This is a genomic window from Streptococcus ruminicola, from assembly GCF_011387195.1.
Lineage (GTDB): Bacteria > Bacillota > Bacilli > Lactobacillales > Streptococcaceae > Streptococcus > Streptococcus ruminicola.
Map to the genome: position 1 here is coordinate 808,806 of NZ_CP046919.1, position 22,303 is coordinate 831,108.

Sequence of the window (22,303 nt, forward strand, 5' to 3'; positions counted from 1 at the left end):
TTTTGCTATAAATCCTTGTTACTCAATTGCTCCTAAACGTGTTAGCGGCCAAATCCGAAAGGTTAATTTTCCAACGATTTGATCTTCACTAACCGTACCAACCGCCTTATTTCGAGAATCTATCGACACACTGCGATGATCTCCCATAACAAAATAATGACTATCAGGAACTTGATAGGGTAAATTAATATTAGTCTCTCCGTAAGCCCTTTCATGTTTTTGCAAATAAGGCTCTTTCAATTTTTTACCATCAACAGAGACATTACCTTTTTTATCTATGTTGACCCATTGACCAGATGTTGCAATCACACGCTTTACTAGAATCTTGTTATTATAATAAAAAGCCACTACATCACCTTGTTCCAGACGTTTACTATTGACAGAGACTACCATATCCCCAGCCTCCAAATTAGGTGTCATAGAATTGCCATAAATTTGTAGAACTGGTAACCAAATGCTCGCTACTAATACTGCTGACGCAGCCACTGTAATCAAAGCAAAAATCGTTCCTCTGAGCGTCCGAAAATAACGCTCTCGATACTTTACTTTGCTTAGTTCTTTTAATAGTTCCTTTGAATCAGGTAAATCACTTATGCTTATTCCTTGCGTCCTGACAGTACAAAACTTTTTCATTTTGACTACAAATCCTTTTTCGCTTCTAATGACTCCTAACAAACTCCTAGGCTTAATATGACAGCTTTTTGACCTGATCTCCTTTTTTCCGAATTAATTTTATCCTCATATCTAGTAAAAAGCTATCATTTTTTATTTACACTCCGTAAACCCAAAAACAATAAAATTAGAAAAAAGATAGACATAATGTTAATTTATCAAGGTTTACAAGGTGTAGATTAGCTAGAATAGGCAATTATCTTTCTTTTCTAATAATGAGAAAAACTCTTTTGTTTTATGGTAAAATACAAACTATCATTGGAGGAAAACACTATGGCAAGATACACACGTGAAAAAATCATAGGTGCCTTTTTCGAATTAGTCGCAGAAACTCCCCAAAAGACAAACTTTACCATCTCTGAAATTGCATTAAAAGCTGGTGTTTCTAGACAAGCGATTTATCAGAAACACTTTAGAAATTTTAATGAAATTATCACTTATGTCGACGACTACATCATCTGGGAAATTCGCCAGTGGTGTCGTCATTATGATAAAGAAAAAGATGGCAATCCCTTGGATTATGTTGCTGATAACCTGCTACCTTTTGTCTACGATAAAAGAGAACACTTAAGACTCTTACACACAGCTGCTATTACCCAACCATTTGAAGATACCATCGTATCTACCTACACTGAGTGGGCAATAGACATCATTCGTCCCCAAAGCGAAACCTTTAATCTCCCCAAAGACGTCTTAACCAAAATTATCGTGGAACAAATCGTTGTCATTATCAAAACTTGGCTCCTTCAAGAAGCACCTATGCCACCCCAAGAATTTAAAAAAGACTTTTTAAATTTAGCAAAAGCCCCTTTATATTCTTATTACACCATGGAAACATAAAAAAGCTAGAGACTAAGTCTCTAGCTTTTTGTATTCTACTCAAAACGAACACCGATTCTAATGTCTGTATAAACAGTTCCGTTAATCTTTGAAGACATGAAAAAGATTGGTGAAGCTTCTTCAGCATCATCCTCAATTAACATAGCCTGTAGTTTTTCTAAAGCTTTATCAAAATCCTCAGGATTTGTGCTTGAGATACGAACACCATACATGGTCGAAATTGAAAAATAACTGTTAAATTCTGCTAACTCAACTTCTTCTCCTAGATAGTCTTCATTCACAGGTAAATAAACCGTAATATCTAGCATGCCATCATGACCTTCTACTTGAGGTGTTGAATAAAACAAATCAGTCTTTAAGGTGTAACCAGCAGCTGTGATACTATCTAAGGCATCTTTAAAAGCAATCCCTATCTTATCTACCTCAACAGTATAATTAACACTCCAAACATTAGATAGCGTTAAGGTTTGATTGCGTCCTTCTAAAATCTCTGTCATTTCAATTTTCCTCCGGAATAATAATATCCGCAAATAATTGACCATAAACCGGTGTAATGATTAAAAAGAGTTTATCAGGAATAGCCAGACCTTCTTCTCGCATGTAATCTTTCATGCTATTTAAATGTTCATCAAGTTCTTCCTCAAAAGGCACTCGCTTGCGCACACCTTTTATTTCTAAGCTTGGTACATACGTAAAATCATCAGTTGAAGCAACCTCAGTGTTAATTGGAATATAAACATCATAAGTTTGTTTTTCTTCTTGATATTGTGACGGCGTAATTTCAAAAAATGTTGGACCATCTTTATAAATACCAAATTCAAATGGCAAATACTCTGTATATTCAAATAAAGCTGGTAACTGATCTGCCTCAATACGAACCGTCTTTTTCACTAAATGTGTTTGCTTAATAATAGCTTTTTCAATCATTTTAACTCCCTTTTATTTAAATCTCTCTTTATCAAAATGTTGTTCTTGTAACGTCTCATTTAATGCATTCACTGCTTTACTTTGAACTTCTGAAGCTTCTGCCAAATCAGCACCTTCATCATCCTTGTGACGGAGTGGGTAGAAAGCCATGTACCATGCTAAATCTAGCATAATAGAACAAAACATTGCTAGGCCCCAGAATAGGTAGATAACATAATACTCTGAAACAAGATATGACATTAATAATCCAAACATTGCTACAAGGGCAGGGATATAAATATAAATATTACCAACTATATTTCTCAGTTTAGCAAAACGAAAATTACCATCTCTACCAGTAAATATCACAGCCATTATAAGTGAAAATATAATTGGATACAAGATAATGGAAGCTTCTTGTAAAATGATAAATTGTAAATTACCATCACCCCACGCTGTTGTTGATACAATTGGAGTTACAAAAAGTCCATAAATAAACATAAAATATGTTGAAAGTCCAACAAGAACCTGATTATTATGAAGAAAATCCCAAGCTGTTAAAAATAAAGAAATCATCCAAATAATAATGCCTAAGTAAAAAATTATCCTACTTAATACTATTGGGAGTTCAGAGTCACTCATAGTACCATAATACACTAAGAATATAAGAGGATATAAAATAAATAATCCTGATAAATTTCCCAAGCGAGACATTCCTTTTTTAACAGCCTCTTTTTTTCGCTTTTGCTGCAACTTTAAACGCTCAATTAAGCCCATGCGACCATCAATCTTCCTTAATTTCATCTTTACCAAAATGTTTATTTTGTAACGTCTCATTTAATGCATTTACTACTTTACTTTGAGCTGTTGAATCAACAACCTCATCATCCTTGTGACGGAGTGGGTAAAAAACATATTGCCATATAGCTACTAGATAAACAGAAAATGTTACCTCTAATCCCCAAGCTAAATAAATATAATAATATTCCGAAATAAAATAAATCATTGGCACAGCTACAACAATAGCTAAAGCAATTGGAAATATCATAATATAAGCAAAAATTAACTTTTCCTTATCATTTTTTAAAACTCGCCCTTCTTTATCTATCATGAAATAAGCCAAAATAATATAATAAATCATTGGCCATAAAATAATTGATACTTCTTGCAAAGCTACAAAATTTAATCTACCATCTCCCCAAGCTGCCGTTGAAGAGATTGGTAATGTAAAAATGCCATAAATATACATCAAGCACGTTGAAAGTCCAACAAGAAATTGGTTCTTTTTTAAACAATCTATGACTGTCAATAAAAGTGCAGCCCCCCATACAATAAGACCAATGTAAAAAATAAACTTACTTAAATTAAGCGAGAGTTCTGAAGTATTCATTGTTGTAAAAAAGCTCCAGAGTATGAAAGGATATAATATAAACAGTCCCGTATAATTTCCAATTCGACTCACACCGCTTTTAATATTTTCTCCTTGATATTTTAACAATATTTTTAGACGCCTAATTAAATTTAAGTCCATGATTTCCAACCTTTCATTCCTTTTACAAAATCACCACAACCTTTAATAAAAGAGTTAACTTTAGATTTTACATTATTAGTTAGATTAGTACTCTTATCAATCTTATCAATCCTATTACTTACAAATATAGCAGCTCCTACTGCTACAATTCCTGTTACTAGTACAGGAGCTGCTGTAAGGCCAAGAACTCCTGTCGCAAAGGCCCCTACAGCAGCCGCTCCTGCTGTAGCTGCAGCCGTACTTGCGACTCCTTTAACGGTAGCTTTAGCTGCATCCACGACAAAACCTGTCGCTACACTGGCTGAAACTTCTGCTCCATGTAACCCTTGTCTTTTAGCTTGGGTTTTATTTTTTTCAACATTACCAAAAGTCTCAACCACACCATCTACAACATTAAGAACAGCTACACCCTTCGCAAATTTTGAACCAGTTTTTAGAGCTGTTCCAACATTTGATTCCTTAAATGCTGTTTTCACACCTTTAGTGATTCTACCAGATTTCTTGGTAGCCTTAATCACATTTTTAAGTGTTTTTGTATTAAATGCTTCCTCAGCTTCAGAAATCACATTAGATTTTGTTCCTCTTACAACACCTTTCGCAATTTCTTTGGCTTTAGCTACCCCTTTTAAGCCATCTTTTTCAATTGTTTTTAATGACTTTCTGACTTCTTTTGAATAATCCGTTTCACCAAGTGTTTTCATCATTTTTTCAAAACTCTTAGTCACTGTTTTATTGCCATGATATTGAACAATACTGTGTGACTTTTTCTTTTTAAGAGTTTTACTTGTTCCAAAAACAAAATCCAAAACACGGTCAACAGTTTTCTCGGATTTTTTAATGATTGTATTTCCAAGTCGATCTTCTGAGAAACGATATTCAGCATAAGCTGAGGTTGCCCACTTTTTAGCAGTTTTATAGTATTTTTTACCCACCAAGTAAGGTGCTGTGATACTACCAACAGTTGCTTCCAATCTTGTCTGCTCTACCATATACCCACTGTATTTAGAGTCATACAAATTCTTGGCGAGTTCGTTTTTTAGCTGGTCTCGTCTAGCCTTACCGCTAACAACAAGCTTCGTTTCTTTGACTTCTGTCTTGAAAGCTGTTTTCTTGTAGAAATCTTTTGCTTTTTTGCTGGTGTATGAGCTACTTCCTAGGTTAGATAAGCTTCCAATTTGCGTATTTTGTTCGTCTAGGATGTCGCCTGCTTCACTGGTGAAGACGGTATTATTGAAAGTTCCCATGTCTTTGATAGTGTTAGTTAGGACTTTCTTGGCTCCTCTAAATTCTGAAATGGCATCATCCGTTGTCACTTTAGTTAGTGTGACAATGTCTGCGACATCGTCAATTGCCTTGTTAATCGCGTTAGAGCTTGTCTTTAGTTGCTCTAGCGGCGAGTCGAACTTGTCCACCATTTGTTGCAAGACATCTGTGTCAATAATGGCAGAGTCACTGTTTTCACTCACAATACTCTTAAAAGTGCTGATAAGATTATCATAGCCCTGCGAGATGACATCCAAGCTATTCACATAATTCGTCAGCAAAGGCACTTGGTAATTAGTGATTTTATTATCAATCGCATCTTTAACGTCACCTTTTAGAGCCTCTGAATTAGCTGCGCTTTTAAGCTTTTTCTTGGCGCTTGATAATTGACTCTTTGTTTGGCTGATAGAGCTTTTGAGGCTATCGCGTTGCGCTATTACCTCACTCATCTTAATCTTCATAAATCTCTCCCTTTGGATACAACGTTGAGAAAATTTTATCATAAAAATAAGCTCGACGTAACTCTTCATCACAATAATGCTTGTCACGCGCATCCGTATAACCTTCTGAAATCACACGTTTAACAAAAAGATTACTAATCAAAAGCGGTTGCGTCTCAAAATCCATGCCATACGGCCAGACATAGCCAATATAATCAGCATAAGCTGTCTGGTTATTGACCAAAGCACGGCGACCTGTGATAACAACGTTAAAATCCATATTTTCTCGAGCAAAAGAAGCCACCAATTCTTCAGGTAAAAGCTCCTTATCAAGCTCAACAATACTGCCTAAAGGATAAATTTTGCCAAATAACAAGTCCACGTATGATAAAAATGCTTGAAATAGTGGCAATGACAAGTCCAACTGACCATCTGGTCTGCTAATCGTCACCTTGCCTAAATCGTAATCAAAGGTAAATTCATAAGAGGCTCCAATAATTGGATGGTACTGATAAGCTTTTTCTTCATCCAAATAAGCCAAGTGACAAGCTGTAAAAACATCTGGATGTCCTGAAAATACTAAAGCCAAGCTCTCCAAAAATTCGATATCTGCATCAGTAATTTGTAAAGATTTCAAAGCTTCTTTAAGCATTAGCAGCCATTCATTTTGCATTATTTGCCTCCCTTACTACGTGTGTGCTTGGCTTCATTAGCATCATCATCTGATTTATTTTTACCAGCTTTATACATTTTATCAGCATCATCCTTAGTAAAAGTCTTCAATTTCTTGATTGATGCATTAAATTTATCAATATTCTTATGAAAATCAAGAAATGGTTTTAAAGTTGTTTCTGTAAATGTCAGTGATTTTATCTTACTAATACCTTTTGTCGAAGAAGTAATACCATCTGTTAAACTCTTCCACTCTTCTAAATCTACTCCCGTCTTTGCCATAAATTCTCCCCTTACATGCTACTTGCAGCCATACGATCATACATCACAGCCTGTTGATCCCAACTGCTAATTTGCGATGTTAGGCTTGAAATCGTAGTCTCCAGTTCAGCAATTTTATTATTAATAGATGTCAAATTATCATCTTCACTTGTCTTATAAGTTGATAACTTTTGAAGTGCCGCCGACATTTTTCCTTGATACTTAGCTTGACGGTCACCTACAAAATTTCCTGTGTCAACGTTATTTAAAGTCGACAAGGTCGATTTTTGACTAGAGATTTGACTTAATTCACTGGTAATTTTAGATTTTGCCTTTTCCAATTTTTCTTTTTTGTCCATAGCAGCTTTGCGATTAGAACGCAAACTACTACTGTGACTACGACAAGTTCTAGCACAACTTTGATAATGTTTTACTTCTTTGCTCCCCACAGCATTCTCCCTTTTTAAAATAAATGCAAGACAATCCAGATGCTAAAAGCACCCGGACTTATCCTACTTAATTAGATTTTGGTTTGCTTGATTTCGTTAAGAAATATGTCACGATAATTGATAAAATACTTGAAACAAGAGCTGTCACAACAATCCAAATCTTATTATCTTTTTCTGCAACCACACCACTGGTTGTTTTTTTCGTGATGTTCACTGGATTAGACAAGAAATTCATGACTGCTTCATTATCTGTACCACCACTACGAGCATTTTTCAATACTTTAGAAAAGTTCGTAGCATATGTTGTGCTTTCTTGGATATTGCCAGCTTGGCTGCTAATAAGTTTATTAGTATTTGCCATAGTATCATCAACATCTTTTTGAATCGTATTAACTTGAGAAACCAATTGTGTAAACTGGTCAGTCATTGTTCCCAATGCTTGATAATTACTTGTTGTTGATTGAGCATTATCTGACGTTGATTTGACAAGTTCTGAAATACTGCTATAAAGAGCATCTCCACTAGAAGCATCAACATAAAGACTAGTTCCGTCTGCATTTCCACTGCCATAAGGAGCTACGTTAAGTACCTTGGCTTGATTATGTGACCAATTTGAAAATTCTGCATTCAAACTATCGGCAGCTGAATTATACCAAGCCACTAAACTTTGTAAACCTTGTGCAAAATAATTACGAGGCAAATGCTCGTCTGATAAACCAGGTAAATCATTAATAGCTGATTGCAATTCAGTCATTTCATTAGTCAATTCAGTGTACAAAGTAAGCCCTGAATTTTTATAGTTATCAATATCAAGACCTGCGATATTGTCGTACGTCAAATTGCCATACATTTTAACTACAGAGTTAGCTGATGGATTGGCTACATTGACTTTACTTAAATCAGTTTGACCAGGTTCACCGTATAAAGTTTGAACCATAGCAGCTGCTGTGCTGATATTGCTTAATTGCGCTAGAATAGCTTTTAAATCTTCTTTAACCAATGCCACATCATCTGCAGTATCTGTCACAAAAGTTGTATAAGTCATTGGAATAGTACTGTCACCAATTTTCAAATTGAAGTTAATGGCATGAGTACCAACAGCAAGTGAATCAAAAGTATAGGCAATCTTCAAGCTTTGAGCGCTTGTGATCTGTTTACTTGTTGAGCAATCATCTGCAAATACAACTCTTCCTCCTGAAACGTCAGTGATGGCAACAGTTGTAGCATCTTGTTTTGTTTCAGTGCTTTCTTGAGAGTTTGTTTGCTTATCTTTTGATTCTGCTTCAGAAGCATCTTTAGCTGAATCAGTTACTTGTGTTGTTACTTGTGTTGATGTCGGTGCAACATTAATAGAAACTACGTTTGATTGGCTAGGTTTAGCATCTTCAGCAGTTAAGAATGAATAAGTTGCTCCGCCAGCAGTTGTCACACCTTTTACTGCTTGGTATTGGCTAAGTAAGCCTAGTTTTGCTTGATAAGCAGCCACTTCGTCAGACGTGATAGCTCCCATGCTTTCTAGTTTTGAAAAGAGGACGTTGTAATCAGCACTGTTAACATCGATACTTCCCATCAAATTAGCAATCTCTCCTTCATACTCTGATGGAAGAGTCCCACCAAGTGAGCTCTTAATTTGATTAGCAAGAGCATCTTTTACTTGCTGATTAGTGATTTGATTTTGAACATCACCTTTAATAGCTGATTTACGGTCTTCTCGGTTACCAATTCCTAAATAATTATTCTTATCAAGTCCTAAGTCTGCATTGAAATATTGTTCAGATACTTTTGAGCGTGTTCCTTGAACCTGGTTCAATAAATCCATCAAGCGATTTCGAGTATTTTCAACTTGACTGCGATAATTTTCAATAATGCCATTATAATCTGAAATGCTGTTTGCAAATAAATTATAAACGGTATTACCACCATTAGATTCACTTGTGATAGCCGATGGTGCGTAAAATTTATTTAAACTACTAAGAGCGTTATCGTTTAAGTTGTTATAAAGGTCTGTATCTGTTTTAAATTGATCTGAAATAGCTGTATTAGCGGTAGCGACATTACTTTTAGCAATATCTGCTTGAAGATCAACAAAACTTTTGACTTCTGGTAATTCCCCATTTAAACCATTACTTGTTGAGTTAAGCATTTCAAAAACGCCTTTGGTGAAATTCGCCTGACTATCTTCAAAAGCTTTGTTCCCTGATTGGAGAGCAGTCGCATAACTTGTTAAACCACCAAGGTTTTGACTAGCCGCATTTGATGGAGTGTAAATGTAGTTAGATAAGCTTGTATAGCTTGTTTCTTGGTCATTTACGATATTTGCAACATTTCGCTTGGCATCATCAAGATTTCCAATCACACTAGAGAAATACATTTTAATCACACGTTGATTAATCAAGTTCAAGTATGTGCCAACCTGGCTTTCAACATTTTTTTCTTTAACAGTGTCTGTTGATTTTTTAACTTTATAACCAATTTTAGCTTGTGACGGATTAAAACTTTCCAATTGAAGAATTTTGTCTGAAAAGTCGTTTGAAATATAAATAATGACATCTGCACTGCCGTCACTATATTTACTTTCAGCTAAGCTACGTGGCATGGTAACCCAGTTCTCTTTGGAATCCCCTGCATTGGTTAATAAATTCGTGAATTCTTGACCGAAGTTATAATTGACATTATTTAAGTTACCACCTGCATCTTCATTAACCAAAGCAACGGTCAATTGCTCGTCTTTTTTAGCTTTATCTGTCACTGAAACTTCTTTGTCTTGCGTATACACAAAGACTCCTGATGAAATTGCCAAAATAGAAATGAAAACACTAAATGCAATCACTACAATACTTGGTTTAATCTTAATTTTTTTCATTTTTCTCCTATCCCTTAGGTATTTTAACGCGAGAAACTTCTCTACCTTCAAAGAACTGCGCTTCATCTGATTCTAATAGAGGTTCTCCGTAACGTGTTCGACCTTTAATAATGTTTTGATCTGCAAATCGCGTACCAAACATTCCAGCTGGAATATTTGATCTCAAGCGTTTGTTAAATTCATCAAAGCGCGTTTCAATCGTTTTTTGATGCCCTTGGAAAATAAAATAGATATTAACTTTAGCTGCTTTTTTCAAGATAGTATCCAAGGCACTGTTAGACAATATTAATTTATCATTGATAGCATGGGCCTCTGGTACATAGACGAAAATTGGTTGATTAACAACTTCTGGCGAACGCGAAGCCATTTCTCCAAGCAAATCATTCATAACCGTACTGTAATTTTCTTCAGACGCTATCAAATCAAAACTATCAACAACCCCTTCAAAACGTTGGTCTGGATCAAAGACGATGCGCTGCGCGTGTCCTTTAAAATAAGCCATATTCTTAAGAATAATTGTTTCAAACAAACGTGTTTGCGTTGGGGTGTCATCCATAATAACAAAATAACCATGTTTTTCAGGCACAAAACCGATAACATTTGTTGTTTCCTTATCAAAGGCAAGCGGTACTTGCAAATGATTTATCATTGTCATCGTATAAGCATTGCCATAGAAGTCAGAAAGGCTAATGTCATTTGGAAGCATTGGAATAGCTTTTGGACGTTGTCCAGTCCAAGCTTTATCCATTTCAGCCACCTCTTCTTCTAAGTGACGCAAACGCTCAATATCTTCATCACCTTCACTTGGAAGATAGATTTGGATCTCGTATGGCTTATCATCGTTCACCTGAGCACGTCCAAAGATTTCTTGTGGAATCAAGGCATTACGTCCAATAACATCCTTAACCGCATGGTCTTCAACCAAGAATAAAGCCATCTTAGTTGAAACGTTACTTGACATGCTAATCTTCAAGCTATTAGCTCGCAAAGCTGTCACAATCAGATAGCAACCCAAGCTTGAACCTTCTCGTAAAATACGATTCATGCATGCTTCGATAACCTCCTCTTTTGGACTATCCTTAATCGCGTCAAAACCATCCATTACAGTAAGAATAACAGGAAGTTTTTCACCAGTTTTTTGCTCATATTGAGAAAGACTTGCAACACTATATTCAGCAAATAAGTCTTTACGTTTTTTCAATTCATTATCAATACGTTTTAAGAATTTTAGAAGTTTTTCTTCCTCATCCAGACGTGTCAAATCAGCAACATGAGGCAAATCTTTCAATGGTAAAAGCCCATTTGTTCCAAAGTCAAATAAGTTAAACTGGACTTGTTCAGGCGTATTGAGACGGGCAAAATTCATTACTAAAGTCTGCAAAGCAACAGATTTACCAAAACCTGGTGAACCATAAATAACAGTGTGACTCAACTCTTCCACATCAAAATTATAATTACGCTTAGCTTGTTCAGACGGTACATCCATCATGGCAAATGGCACAGCCAAACATTTTTCCTCAGACCAAGACATCTCTAAAACTGGAGAAACAATCTTAGTTTCTAACGGTGGCAACCAAGGTTTATCAGGAATTCTCACTCCTGCTGTTTGCGAATAGACTGAAATATAATCCACCAAAGCTTCTAGCTCTGTCTGAGTCTTCTCTGTTTGAACATTCAAGTCTTCTTCCAAAGAAAGGTCTTCTGTCAAAAGTTCGTATTGCCCCAAATCATTAATCAACCAAATACGATCATCGACTTCCTCTTGCTTCTCTGATTTGTTTGGTTGGTAACTTGCTCCACTCCAAGCAGATTGGAAGAGTTCATAAATTTCATTATTCCCGACTTGTAGGTAAGCACGTCCAGGTTCTACGATACTAGCAGCATCAGGTGTTTTTATGATTTCATTTGAATCTGACTTATCTGATACTTTCAAAGCCAATTTGAAGCGTGAGTTTGACCAGATTTGGTCATCAACAACTCCTGATGGTTTTTGCGTTGCCAAAATCAAATGAACCCCAAGTGAACGACCAATACGAGCAGCAGAAACCAACTCTGACATAAACTCAGGTTCATTAGCCTTCAGCTCTGCAAATTCATCACTAATCAAGAATAAATGTGGTAATGGTTTTGTGGGATATTTGCCACCATCTGTGGCTGTTTTCCCTTGCTTATAAAGCTTCGTATAACCATTAATATGATTGACTCCAAAAGCCTCAAACAGACGTTGACGTTTTTGAAGTTCTGCTTTAATAGAAGCTAGCGCACGCGCACTGGCTGCACCATCCAAGTTCGTAATAACTCCCATAAGGTGCGGAAGACCTTTAAAGAGATTAGCCATTCCCCCACCTTTAAAGTCAATCGGCAAGAAACCAACATCTTCTGGACCAAAATTAACAGCCAAAGATAGCATATAAGATTGCAAGATTTCAGATTTCCCTGAACCAGTTGTCCCTGCAACTAAACCGTGAGGACCGTGAGCACGTTCGTGCAAATTCAACTCAACAATGTCATCACGTCCTCGAAGTCCCAAAGGAACCGCTAAAGTTTTCGATGTATCTGCCTTAGCCCATCGCTCAGCTAACTGCAAATCTTCAACTTTTTCAACCTTATAAAGTTCCAAGAAAGTAACTGATTTAGGAATCGAATTCTTCTCGACTTCCACGTGATGCAAATTTGCCAAGGTTCTAGCAATCGCTTCGTAATTTTTACTTTCTGGATATGGTGTGAAACGTTGTGCTAGATATTCTCCATTATCATTGATAATTTGCCCCACATTTTGGTTTTGGTATTCCACCAAAGTTGTCACAGTTTCTGGCAAGAAACGCTGTGCTTCCTTAATCCAAATCACTGTAATTCCTAATTCTGTCAAATCTTCAGCTAAATATTCATTTAGACTATGTCCAACCAAGTAAGAATCATCAAAGATAGTCACTACATAATGAGGTGCAAAGCGAACATCTTTACTTCCCATTTCTCGCTTAAGTTGCATGCGTTTTTGAATAATTTGATAAAGAGCATTTAAAACAGCATCTCGGCTACGCGCATCATGAACAATGCCACGAACATTACGTTCCTGAAGTTTGAAATGCGGTAAGAAACGCCATTGATACCAATTTGCTTGATAAGACTCCTCAGGTACTAAAATTACAAAATTAATATCTTGATAACTATGAAAAACCGCCAGTTGCATCAAAAGATTAGAGATTGCTGGATAAGTTGTATCATAGGTTCCAATGATACCAACAGTCGCTTGGCTAAGAGACAAAGTAATCGGCACCTGATGTTGTTTACGATACTTTTCAACCGTCTTTTTAGCAAAAATAGCTTGTTTATCCTTACTTTGCTCCTTAAAAGAGGTTTGAAGTTTCAACTTCGTATCAATATCACCAGTCCCTAAAGACACTTGTAAAAAGTCAGCATTATAATTCATTCGTTCGTAAATACGAGAATCATAATCAAAAACCATCTTAGCTAAAGTGTCCATATCTGGTTGGTTATAGTCTAAAATTTCTTTTTCTTCATTGTGATAATGACTTAATGTTGAGATTTGTTTTAAGAGATAGCGGTCATAATCTTCAACACGAATTAGTTCTTGCTTTTTATAATATTTCTTGTCTTGGAAATATTGTGTCAACGTCATCCCAGCAGTGAGCAAACTAAAGCCGCCCATACCAAGCATCATCCAAGGATTTCTACGACTGACAAGACTTGTCAAAGCAGTAATCCCAAACATCCCAAGTGGCGGAACAATCGCGCGAAGTAGAGAATTACGTCCCATTGAACTGGCTTCCATAGGACTGTCAATGACAATCGCATCACTATAAATGGTTGGTACAATACGAGGGCTTCTGTGATAATCTGGAAAATCACTTGGAAATTCACTCATCGGTGCTTGAAACAAGAATTTTTCCATTTGTGTCAGTTCTGGCTTGTTCCAAAAACGTGTTATCTTCCATTGGTGATGACGACATTCAATCAAATAGTCCTCAATATAAACAGAATCACCCACATTAAATGATTGTGAAATATTATCACGGACACGCTTGCCATTAAGATAAACTAACGAAGTTCCTAAAGACTCAATATAAACCTTTTCTTTAGAAAATAAGACAACGGTCTCGCTATCCAAATGAATATCTGCCGTATCAGATGACGACAAGACAAAGTTTTCATGTGGCGGATACAAGTAAAGCGTAAAAATATCTGTTTCAGGTTTCAAAAAATAATAATCTTCTGTGTCTCCAAGAACTTTCTGATTAGCTATCTTTTGACCATTTCTAAAAATCTCACCATCACCTAAACTATAGCGACTACCATCAAAATCCAAAGGAGTTGTTTCCGAAAAACGCATGTACAATAATTTATCAGACAAACTTAACAAAAAAGCTTGTGATTGATTGTCATCTCCCAAATAGTCACCAAGGTGGTGGTAATAAGTTACATTATCATTTTGATTCATAAATCATTAATCCCCATTAGATTGTGAACCTGATGTTTCTCCAAGTTCTTTAGAAAGCTTACTAATTTCTTTCTCGTATTCGTTGAGTTTCTTTTGCTTATCAGAACCACTCATTTTCGTATCAGCTTTCACTTTTTCATATAAATTCGTATAAGCGTGTAAAATCAACTGAGTGTCGCCGATATTTTGAGCCACATCAAGTGCTTTTTCCAAGTCACCACGTCCTAAATAAATCCAGTAATTCAAAATAGTTTCATCTGAAGACTGAGTAATCGTATTTAAAACAGCTTCCATTTGCTCAGAATTAAGATTATCTAATTTTACAAAACTAGTTGCCAAAACATACTTGGCCGATTTCGGCAGACGATTAATACCGTAAGGTTCTAAGATATCAATAGCCTTGTCATAATCAGTTGACATAAAAGCAGCTTGCGCATCAATCACAGCATTTTTCAGCGGTAAATCTCTCGAATATGACTTATAAGTAAAGAATCCTAAAGTCAATGTTGTTACTGCTAGAACAATTGCTCCGACAACTAACGCACGCCATTGTTTTTTATTAACTTGGACCTTACTTTCTTTATTTTTTTGCTCTAAACGATGACATTCTTCACTGATAAATTGATTAATTTCAGCAATCGAATGAAAGGCATTGATTTTTTCAGCAATTGACTCACGAACCGCATCGAGTCCTTCAACCGCTAATTCAAAATCGACCTTGGGCAACAAAATAGAAGCCACTAAAGCTTTATAAACCTTTAAGTATCGTTCTTGATTAAACACTTGAGGCGCTAAAATATGACTGACCCCATAGTGAATCAAACGAACATCATTACCTGAAACATAAATATTTTGCGGATGAAGGTAAACAACATTAAAGTCATTTGGTTTGACAGTCAGTGTCGCCACTTTTTGAGCTAAAGAATAACGCTCCAAATCTGTCGTTGCCTTAGCAATGCAAGTTGCTAAACTCTCTGAAAAAGCTGGCAACTCATATGCTAAGACCAACTCCCCATTTTCAGTCAATGATACTTGCGCCTTAACGTATTCTTTAATAAATTCTTGACTCTTTCGATCATAATCACTTGGCTGCACAGTCACTAATAACTGATTGTCATTTTCTACAAGTTTTAAATGGTTATCCTCAAATATCATAAGTTTTAATCTCCAAAATATCCCCATTTCCTAACGGAAAATTAACTAACATCTCGTAGCGATTTAAAGTTATCGCCTTATTTTTCAAGCAAAGTTCCCAAGCTTGATCTTCCTTTTCAACAAAACCCAGCCGAGACAAAATATGTAATTCTCTTAATAACTCTTCTAGCCTAATAAGAGACAAACCTCGCGAAATTCGTAAATCAATTTGCTTATCTTGATAAGCAATTGTAATATCAATGTTGTCGAATGCCATGACGTTTCCTTCCCAAATAAATTCCCAATCCTGTCATCAAAATAAAAAAGCAAAAAACAGCAATCGAATTCAAATACGATTTCTTCTGAGATTGGTTCTCTTTAGCAACTTTATAACTCTCATCAACATGATAATTAACAAATTGCTTTGACGTCACCTTCTCAGTATCTAAGCGATAATAAATTGTCTTTTTATTATCCTTCTTAAAAACAGAATGATTTGCAGTTGTTAGCATCTTCTTTTCTTTTTGATGTTCCTTATCAACAACTTCTTGTGTGCGATTTAAGAAAAGATTCGGCGCATAAAGCTCCTCAATGCTATTACCTGCTGACTTCTGTTTCGTGTTAGAAATAGAGTCCGTATTTAAATTTAGATTGCCGTTTTCTGCAAAAACGATGTGTGTGCTTAATAATAAACACAAAATATAAATCCCCATTATCCCTTTTTTCATTTTCCTAAATGTCTATATTAAAATTCCCTTTCATGTGTGTCTCATAATTATACCACTTTTTAAGCTATCTACCAATAGCAAAATAAGCCTTTTCACTCAAATATTTTGCCATATAAAACGATATCATAGGACCAATTTATTTATTCACCCGATGAAATAAAATTTATTTTTTGCGGTTTATACTTTACAAAAAAAAATAAAAGCGTATAATTTAGAAAAAAATAAATTTTAAAGGAGATTTTTATGGCCGCTATTAGCGTAACACCAGAACAACTTAAGGAGCAAGCTCAAGTTTACACTCGTTCAAAAGAACAAATTGAGCAAGCTATCCAATCTGTAAACAGCATGAACAGTCAAATTGCTGAAGAATGGAAAGGTCAAGCTTTCAACGCTTACCTTGAACAATACAACCAACTTTACACTCAAGTTCAAAAATTTAAAGAGTTGCTTGCAAGTATCAATCAACAATTAAACAACTATGCTGAAACTGTTGCAGAACGTGACGCACAAGACTCTGCTTCATTCGGACTTAACTAATTTGTTCTGGCAAGGTGGACTGGGAGACTGTTAAAAATATCATTAACAGAATCCACCTTTTCCAAAATTTGATTTCAACAGCTACTGTAAACCTAAGTTTACAGTAGTTTTTTTATCTTTACACTCTATATTTTTATAATATATAAAATTTTTATACATTATGCTTGACTTTTCGATTAAGCTAATTTATAGTTTATATATAAAATAATTATATATAAAAATTTTATATATTGTCAGAAAGGAATTTGCTATGTATTTTCCAACTTCTGCGACGGTTATTGAATTTCTTATCCTAGCGATTGTTGATAAAGAAGATTCTTACGGTTACGCTATTAGTCACACTATCAAAAAGGTAGCTAACATCAAAGAATCAACACTTTATCCCATCTTAAAGAAACTCGAAAAAGCAGGTTATTTAAACACCTACCAACAAGAATACCAAGGTCGCAAACGTAAATATTACACCACTACAGAAAGCGGTAAACAGCAGCTCACCTTTCTAAAGGGTGAGTGGCAATTGTACACCACTAAAATCGATGACATTGTCGAAGGGAGATTAGAGGATGACGAAAAGTGAGTATTTGGCAAAATTAGATAAATACCTCAAAAAATTGCCAAAAGAGGATTATCTGGAAGCAATGGACTATTTCAGAGAATATTTCGATGAAGCTGGTCCTGAAAACGAAGAAGAAGTTATTGCTGAACTTGGAGCACCAAAAGATGCAGCTCATGATATTATCAGTCGATTACTCGATGAAAAAATCGTTGAGGATGAAAAATCCCCTAAAAACAGAGCTGTCATTATCTGGATTGCTATCTTAGCTATTCTAGCTAGCCCAGTTGCCCTACCACTCATTTTGGCACTACTTATGGTTATTATTACCATTTTGGCGATTGGGATTGCCATTATAGCTATGGTACTAGCTCTAGGAGTTGCCCTTTTAACATCTGGCGTTTACATGTTGGTTGACAGTTGGTCTTACCTCAGTATCGCCCCATCAACAACAGCCTTGGGAGTTGGCTTGGGACTTCTATCACTCGGATTAGCACTACTAGCTCTTTTAGCTGCTGGTGCTGTTGGGAAATTCGCAGTAAAAAGTATCAGCAAATTAATTCAAAAAGCGGCAAGTAAAAGGAGAAAATCATGAAAAAGTGGACAAAAATTGTTTTAGGTATCGGGATTGGAGCTAGTTTAGCAGGAGCCGGGCTAGCTGGCGTCGGCTTAGCAACTGGAGGTTTAACAAAACTCAACCAAAAATACGAAGTGAAAGCTAAAATCAAACACCACAAAGCAACCCTTGAAACATTTGATAAAATTGATATCAATGCAACAGCTTTTGATGTCACAATCGCAAAAGAAAACATTGACAAGCCTTTTATCTCCTACTCTGACAGTAAAAAACTTCCTGTTTCTTACCAAGTCACTAAAGATGGGACATTAGCTGTTAAACAAACAGGCAGCTGGAATGGTAACCACAGATCTTCCATTAACCTTATCAGTTTAGCTGACCTTATTAACCTAGCGAAAACTGGGACAGTAACCAATAAACATACCATTATTATCTCTGTTCCTGAAAATACAGACATTCAGTCCATCAAAACTAACCTAAAAGTTGGTGACCTCCAAGTAAAAAATATCCATGCTGATTACGCTAATATCGAACTCAATGCTGGAGATTTGGATTTTACCAATTGTGCCTTTAAATCAGGAAAAAGTACACTCTCTGTCGGGGACGCTTACTTCCAAGATTCTGATTTTACCAACTTCTCTCTAACAACCAACACGGGTGATATTGATATTGAAAATGGTAAATTAACCGACTCAAGTATTAACCTTTCAATCGGAGATTTTTCAGCCAATGCTATTTCATTTGAAGGTATAAATAACTTATCTAATTCAACCGGCGACATCGACATCACTTTAGCTGATAAAAACCTTACTGTACAATCAAGCCATAGTATGGGAGACAGTGATATCTCAAGTTCCCTAATTCCTTCAACCAAAAACATCCTAAAAGTTGACGGTAATACCGGTGACATTACTATTAATTAAACTAAAAAGGTGCCGTGTCGGCACCTTTTTTATATCTTAAAATAAAAATGTTAATAAGGCTAAAATAGCTAAACCACCTTGTTTAATAATAATTTTTCGATCAGCAGTCACACTACCATAAAGAGCTGCCAGAACAACATTCAAAAGGAAAATGACCACAACAGTTGCATTTCCTGTAAAGATACCGTAAAGCAAAAAGACAGCAATCAAACCATTATAAATTCCTTGGTTTTTAAATAGATTGGTTACAGATTCACGTTGCAGCTCTTCTTCTGACATGTTAAAGACACGCGCTGTTGCTTTAGACTGTGTCGCAAATGTCTCTAAATACATAATATAAAAATGTTCCAAAGCTACTAAAGCAGCTAAAATCAGTGTAATAATTGACATATTTTCTCCTCTTTCTCATAATCTACAGATTTTACACACCTGTAAACTCATCGTAAACGTTTCTAAATTAATCGACTTTTGTTAAGTATACAAAAGCTTAAGACATTCTTCAAATGATTTGCCTACAAAAAAACAGAGGATAGGAAACCTATCACTCTGCATCTTGTTTTCTATAAATGACAAGACCTAAGACCATGAAGGCAAGAAGGAAACCAGTTAGAACAGCTACTTCTTTGCCGTTTGAGCATGTCATTGAAATGGTTTGACGTAAACCTAAAACAATGTAAGACATTGGCATATATGGATGTACAACTTGGAAGAATTTCGGACTAAGTTCAATTGGATATGATCCACCTGCAGACCCTACTTGTAAGAGCAACATAAGCAATGAAGCAAATGAACCATAGCGGTTATCCCAACCGACCAAGGCTGTAACAAGTGCCATCAATGTCCATCCACTCAAGATGATGAAGAGAAGTGTTTGCCAACCATAGTTAGCTTCAACTCCAAGAAATTGGATAGCTACATAAAGAATGATTGAACCTGCTGTTGAAATCAAACCATTGATGAATAATTTTTGTTTTGCCCATTCAAAGCGATTCTTAACAGGACGACCAGATAATGAATCAGCGAAGATTACGTTTGTTGAAAGAGCAACAACCATAAGTGACACAGCAATCATGTAAGGCGCCATACCAATACCATTTGTTTTCACGCTATCTTTATCCTTAGCTGTTGTAGAAACAGGTTCAGAAACAAGTTTTGCATTCTTACCATCCACAGAGACAAGTGATAATTGGTGACTTGCATCAGAAAGTGACGTTGTCAATGTTGTCAACCCATTTGTCAATGTTGTCAACCCATTTGTCAATGTGCCACTACCAGCAGCCAATTTGCTTGAACCAGAAGCTAATTCTTGTGCCCCTGATTGTAATTGCTTAGCACCACTATTTAGCTTATCATTGTTTGAAGCTAACTTGTTAGCACCTGATGCTGCTTCACTTGCACCGCTTCTTAACTCATCACTTTTAGAATCGAGTTGATTAGCGCCATCTGTTGCTTTTTTAACACCGCCAGCTACTGCCTTACCACCGCTCACTAATTCTTCATTTTTCGCAGCTAAAGCTGAAGTTGCAAATTGAGCTTGAGCAAGACCATTACTTAATTCAGGACTCTTAGTAACTAATTGTCCTAATCCAGATTGTAAAACACCAGCACCAGCAATTAATTGAGCATTATTAGAAACAAGTGCATCGCTACCTGAGCTCAATTGAGAAGCTACAGATAGTAACGCTTCATTATTACCAGTTATTTGGTTAGCTCCTGCAGTTAATTGTTCAACAGCTGCTGTATAGCTAGAAATACCTGAAACCAAAGCTGGAATACCTTGATCTGATGTCAAACCGGCTTTAAATTGTGTCAAACCATTTACTAATTGTTGACTTCCTGCACTAGCAGTTGAAGCATTCGCTTTTAAGGCAGCTACTTTATCAAGAAGAGATGATAAATTCGTTAATTGTGCTGATAAATCTTGAAGTGAGGCAAGCTGTGTTTGAATACCTGAAATTTGACTTGTTAAATTATTTGCAGTTGTTGCACCAGCACTATTAGTGATAGCAGCATCAATTTCAGCTTGTTGTTCTGGGCTAAGACCTTGGTAAGCAGACGTTGACTGTACTGCTGCCAAGTCTGAACTGTTAATAGATGAAATCGCTGAACTCATCGCAGACAAATTTTGTCCAAGTTGATTTAGATTATTAAGATTTTCTTGTAATCGTGAAGTGTCTGGCAAGCTTGTATTATTTAGTTCATTTTGAATGGCTTGTAAGCCGTTATTTAGGCTAGTCGCACCTGCAATCAATTGATCTAGATTATTGCTACTTTCTGTTTGTAATTGATTAATACCATCAGTTAAATCTTTAGATTTAGCATTTAATTGAGTCAAACCTGCTGAAAGCTGACTTACGCCGTTAGTATATGAAGTTACTGCTGTTTCAAAGGCAGATTGACCTGCTGAGATTTTTGAAACACCATTGGTATAGGTCATCAAACCTCCTGATAAAGCATTCATACCAACCGAGGCCTGATTAACACCGCCTGCATATGCATTAAAACCTTGCGTCAATCGAGGCATTCCATTGGCGACTTGACCTTCAACAGTGGTATACTCTGACACACCTGCTGATAATTTATTAGCACCAGCCAATAACTCTGGTAACCCTGCTGATAATTGTCCTACACCATTAGTATATGCTGAAACACCTCCAGAGAGTTTGTCAAGACCAGGTGCTAGTTTTCCAACACCAGCTGTATATTCACCAAGACCATTGGCAAGTGTTGTTGAGCCATCAGCAAGTTGTTGGCTTCCTGATGCGGCTTTATTAAGGTTATCTGTAATGGTTTGGCTACCTGATTCAAGCTTTTGACTTCCATCAACCAGTTGTGTTCCACCATCACTAGCCTTTTTCAAACCATCTTGAAGACTAGTCATACTTTTGAAGACTGCTTTCGTATAAGTCTTCGTGATATTTTCTGAGACAGTATCCTTAAGCTTAGTCATTGCTGATTCACTCATTTTTGAAGCAACCACACTACGACCAGCTGTTGTCTGATATTTAATGTTTAGTTTCTTCGGTTTATCTGTTAGCAAGCTTGAAGCTTTCTCTGACAAATCTTCTGGCAAAGTGATAACCATATAGTAGTCACCATCTTTTAAGCCTTTATCAGCTTTTTTCTGACTAACAAAATGATAATCGAGAGCTTTATTTTTAGACATGCTGTCTACCATGTCGTCACCGATTGTTAATTTCTTGTCATTAAGCGTTGCTGTCTTGTCTTCATTTACAACTGCCACTGGTAAGTTATCTAAACTACCGTAAGGGTCCCACATAGAGCCTATAAATGACAAGTTATAAAGAGCTGGCACAAGCGCAACCCCAATCATTGTTACCCAAAGTTTGGGACTTTTAATAAGTGCTTTTAATTCTTCTAACATATTTTCTCCTAATTTAGACACACTGTTCAAAAATTATGATAAAATATATTATACAAGGATATGAAATAATTTCAAGACAAAAGAAGGAGATTTTGGACACTCTGTCTAAA

At 36.0% G+C, this 22,303-nt stretch carries 21 protein-coding genes; 5 read left to right on the forward strand and 16 right to left on the reverse strand.

What is annotated here, in order from left to right:
- Positions 1–18: 18 nt before the first annotated feature.
- Complete coding sequence (lepB, locus tag GPZ88_RS04090; protein ID WP_166044356.1) at positions 19–633, reverse strand: signal peptidase I; 615 nt, start codon at positions 631–633, stop codon at positions 19–21.
- Between the two features lie 312 nt (positions 634–945).
- On the opposite strand from lepB, the gene GPZ88_RS04095 reads away from it, so the two are divergent.
- The gene (locus tag GPZ88_RS04095) at positions 946–1,512 is read left to right on the forward strand and encodes a TetR/AcrR family transcriptional regulator (protein ID WP_074869590.1); all 567 of its coding nucleotides are present in this window, start codon (positions 946–948) and stop codon (positions 1,510–1,512) included.
- 35 nt (positions 1,513–1,547) lie between these two features.
- On the opposite strand, the gene GPZ88_RS04100 is transcribed toward GPZ88_RS04095, so the two are convergent.
- From GPZ88_RS04100 to essA, 13 genes are all read right to left on the reverse strand, one after another.
- A complete protein-coding gene (locus GPZ88_RS04100) occupies positions 1,548–2,009 on the reverse strand; it encodes a DUF5085 family protein (protein WP_039696124.1) in 462 nt (153 codons plus the stop codon).
- 1 nt (position 2,010) lies between these two features.
- Positions 2,011–2,439 (reverse strand): hypothetical protein, encoded by a 429-nt coding sequence (locus tag GPZ88_RS04105; RefSeq protein WP_166043537.1) that lies wholly within the window; start codon positions 2,437–2,439, stop codon positions 2,011–2,013.
- Positions 2,440–2,451: 12 nt separating this feature from the next.
- Complete coding sequence (locus tag GPZ88_RS04110; protein ID WP_166043539.1) at positions 2,452–3,195, reverse strand: hypothetical protein; 744 nt, start codon at positions 3,193–3,195, stop codon at positions 2,452–2,454.
- A gap of 7 nt (positions 3,196–3,202) precedes the next feature.
- A complete protein-coding gene (locus GPZ88_RS04115) occupies positions 3,203–3,808 on the reverse strand; it encodes a hypothetical protein (protein ID WP_166043541.1) in 606 nt (201 codons plus the stop codon).
- A gap of 131 nt (positions 3,809–3,939) precedes the next feature.
- Positions 3,940–5,673, reverse strand: coding sequence for a T7SS effector LXG polymorphic toxin (locus tag GPZ88_RS04120; protein WP_166043544.1), 1,734 nt, complete (start codon positions 5,671–5,673; stop codon positions 3,940–3,942).
- Positions 5,663–6,325 carry a DUF4176 domain-containing protein gene (locus tag GPZ88_RS04125; protein WP_166043546.1) on the reverse strand — a complete coding sequence of 221 codons (663 nt, stop codon included), beginning with the start codon at positions 6,323–6,325 and terminating at the stop codon, positions 5,663–5,665. Before GPZ88_RS04125 ends, GPZ88_RS04120 begins: the two co-directional genes overlap by 11 nt.
- Positions 6,325–6,606 (reverse strand): variable surface protein mvspG, encoded by a 282-nt coding sequence (locus GPZ88_RS04130; protein ID WP_166043549.1) that lies wholly within the window; start codon positions 6,604–6,606, stop codon positions 6,325–6,327. Before GPZ88_RS04130 ends, GPZ88_RS04125 begins: the two co-directional genes overlap by 1 nt.
- A gap of 11 nt (positions 6,607–6,617) precedes the next feature.
- Positions 6,618–7,034, reverse strand: coding sequence for a YwqH-like family protein (locus GPZ88_RS04135; protein WP_074561032.1), 417 nt, complete (start codon positions 7,032–7,034; stop codon positions 6,618–6,620).
- A gap of 67 nt (positions 7,035–7,101) precedes the next feature.
- A complete protein-coding gene (esaA, locus tag GPZ88_RS04140; protein ID WP_166043551.1) occupies positions 7,102–9,897 on the reverse strand; it encodes a type VII secretion protein EsaA in 2,796 nt (931 codons plus the stop codon).
- 7 nt (positions 9,898–9,904) lie between these two features.
- Positions 9,905–14,356 (reverse strand): type VII secretion protein EssC, encoded by a 4,452-nt coding sequence (gene essC / locus GPZ88_RS04145; RefSeq protein WP_166043553.1) that lies wholly within the window; start codon positions 14,354–14,356, stop codon positions 9,905–9,907.
- Between the two features lie 6 nt (positions 14,357–14,362).
- Entirely contained in the window at positions 14,363–15,511 is a 1,149-nt protein-coding gene (essB, locus tag GPZ88_RS04150; protein WP_166043555.1) for a type VII secretion protein EssB, read from the reverse strand.
- Positions 15,501–15,767 carry an EsaB/YukD family protein gene (locus GPZ88_RS04155; RefSeq protein WP_021143345.1) on the reverse strand — a complete coding sequence of 89 codons (267 nt, stop codon included), beginning with the start codon at positions 15,765–15,767 and terminating at the stop codon, positions 15,501–15,503. Before GPZ88_RS04155 ends, essB begins: the two co-directional genes overlap by 11 nt.
- Positions 15,748–16,203, reverse strand: coding sequence for a type VII secretion protein EssA (gene essA, locus GPZ88_RS04160; protein WP_240915111.1), 456 nt, complete (start codon positions 16,201–16,203; stop codon positions 15,748–15,750). Before essA ends, GPZ88_RS04155 begins: the two co-directional genes overlap by 20 nt.
- 258 nt (positions 16,204–16,461) lie before the next feature.
- Here essA and GPZ88_RS04165 point away from each other — a divergent pair, with 258 nt between their 5' ends.
- The 4 genes from GPZ88_RS04165 (at position 16,462) to GPZ88_RS04180 (ending at position 18,808) form a co-directional block, all read left to right on the forward strand.
- Positions 16,462–16,755 carry a WXG100 family type VII secretion target gene (locus GPZ88_RS04165; protein ID WP_166043558.1) on the forward strand — a complete coding sequence of 98 codons (294 nt, stop codon included), beginning with the start codon at positions 16,462–16,464 and terminating at the stop codon, positions 16,753–16,755.
- Positions 16,756–17,005: 250 nt separating this feature from the next.
- Positions 17,006–17,332 carry a PadR family transcriptional regulator gene (locus tag GPZ88_RS04170; protein WP_074561038.1) on the forward strand — a complete coding sequence of 109 codons (327 nt, stop codon included), beginning with the start codon at positions 17,006–17,008 and terminating at the stop codon, positions 17,330–17,332.
- A complete protein-coding gene (locus tag GPZ88_RS04175; protein WP_074603159.1) occupies positions 17,319–17,903 on the forward strand; it encodes a DUF1700 domain-containing protein in 585 nt (194 codons plus the stop codon). The genes GPZ88_RS04170 and GPZ88_RS04175 overlap by 14 nt, the downstream gene beginning before the upstream one ends.
- Complete coding sequence (locus GPZ88_RS04180; RefSeq protein ID WP_166043559.1) at positions 17,900–18,808, forward strand: DUF4097 family beta strand repeat-containing protein; 909 nt, start codon at positions 17,900–17,902, stop codon at positions 18,806–18,808. The genes GPZ88_RS04175 and GPZ88_RS04180 overlap by 4 nt, the downstream gene beginning before the upstream one ends.
- Before the next feature lie 36 nt (positions 18,809–18,844).
- Here the strand turns inward: GPZ88_RS04180 and GPZ88_RS04185 are convergent, their stop codons facing one another.
- Complete coding sequence (locus GPZ88_RS04185) at positions 18,845–19,198, reverse strand: DUF1304 domain-containing protein (RefSeq protein ID WP_074965511.1); 354 nt, start codon at positions 19,196–19,198, stop codon at positions 18,845–18,847.
- A gap of 151 nt (positions 19,199–19,349) precedes the next feature.
- Entirely contained in the window at positions 19,350–22,193 is a 2,844-nt protein-coding gene (locus GPZ88_RS04190; protein ID WP_166043562.1) for a YhgE/Pip domain-containing protein, read from the reverse strand.
- Between the last annotated feature and the right edge of the window lie 110 nt (positions 22,194–22,303).

Excerpts from the sequence above, each read along its gene's own strand:
- lepB (WP_166044356.1), bottom strand. The coding sequence starts at position 633 with ATGAAAAAGTTTTGTACTGTCAGGACGCAAGGAATAAGCATAAGTGAT.
- GPZ88_RS04095 (WP_074869590.1), top strand. The coding sequence starts at position 946 with ATGGCAAGATACACACGTGAAAAAATCATAGGTGCCTTTTTCGAATTA.
- GPZ88_RS04100 (WP_039696124.1), bottom strand. The coding sequence starts at position 2,009 with ATGACAGAGATTTTAGAAGGACGCAATCAAACCTTAACGCTATCTAAT.
- GPZ88_RS04105 (WP_166043537.1), bottom strand. The coding sequence starts at position 2,439 with ATGATTGAAAAAGCTATTATTAAGCAAACACATTTAGTGAAAAAGACG.
- GPZ88_RS04110 (WP_166043539.1), bottom strand. The coding sequence starts at position 3,195 with ATGGGCTTAATTGAGCGTTTAAAGTTGCAGCAAAAGCGAAAAAAAGAG.
- GPZ88_RS04115 (WP_166043541.1), bottom strand. The coding sequence starts at position 3,808 with ATGAATACTTCAGAACTCTCGCTTAATTTAAGTAAGTTTATTTTTTAC.
- GPZ88_RS04120 (WP_166043544.1), bottom strand. The coding sequence starts at position 5,673 with ATGAAGATTAAGATGAGTGAGGTAATAGCGCAACGCGATAGCCTCAAA.
- GPZ88_RS04125 (WP_166043546.1), bottom strand. The coding sequence starts at position 6,325 with ATGCAAAATGAATGGCTGCTAATGCTTAAAGAAGCTTTGAAATCTTTA.
- GPZ88_RS04130 (WP_166043549.1), bottom strand. The coding sequence starts at position 6,606 with ATGGCAAAGACGGGAGTAGATTTAGAAGAGTGGAAGAGTTTAACAGAT.
- esaA (WP_166043551.1), bottom strand. The coding sequence starts at position 9,897 with ATGAAAAAAATTAAGATTAAACCAAGTATTGTAGTGATTGCATTTAGT.
- essC (WP_166043553.1), bottom strand. The coding sequence starts at position 14,356 with ATGAATCAAAATGATAATGTAACTTATTACCACCACCTTGGTGACTAT.
- essB (WP_166043555.1), bottom strand. The coding sequence starts at position 15,511 with ATGATATTTGAGGATAACCATTTAAAACTTGTAGAAAATGACAATCAG.
- GPZ88_RS04155 (WP_021143345.1), bottom strand. The coding sequence starts at position 15,767 with ATGGCATTCGACAACATTGATATTACAATTGCTTATCAAGATAAGCAA.
- essA (WP_240915111.1), bottom strand. The coding sequence starts at position 16,203 with ATGGGGATTTATATTTTGTGTTTATTATTAAGCACACACATCGTTTTT.
- GPZ88_RS04165 (WP_166043558.1), top strand. The coding sequence starts at position 16,462 with ATGGCCGCTATTAGCGTAACACCAGAACAACTTAAGGAGCAAGCTCAA.
- GPZ88_RS04170 (WP_074561038.1), top strand. The coding sequence starts at position 17,006 with ATGTATTTTCCAACTTCTGCGACGGTTATTGAATTTCTTATCCTAGCG.
- GPZ88_RS04175 (WP_074603159.1), top strand. The coding sequence starts at position 17,319 with ATGACGAAAAGTGAGTATTTGGCAAAATTAGATAAATACCTCAAAAAA.
- GPZ88_RS04180 (WP_166043559.1), top strand. The coding sequence starts at position 17,900 with ATGAAAAAGTGGACAAAAATTGTTTTAGGTATCGGGATTGGAGCTAGT.
- GPZ88_RS04185 (WP_074965511.1), bottom strand. The coding sequence starts at position 19,198 with ATGTCAATTATTACACTGATTTTAGCTGCTTTAGTAGCTTTGGAACAT.
- GPZ88_RS04190 (WP_166043562.1), bottom strand. The coding sequence starts at position 22,193 with ATGTTAGAAGAATTAAAAGCACTTATTAAAAGTCCCAAACTTTGGGTA.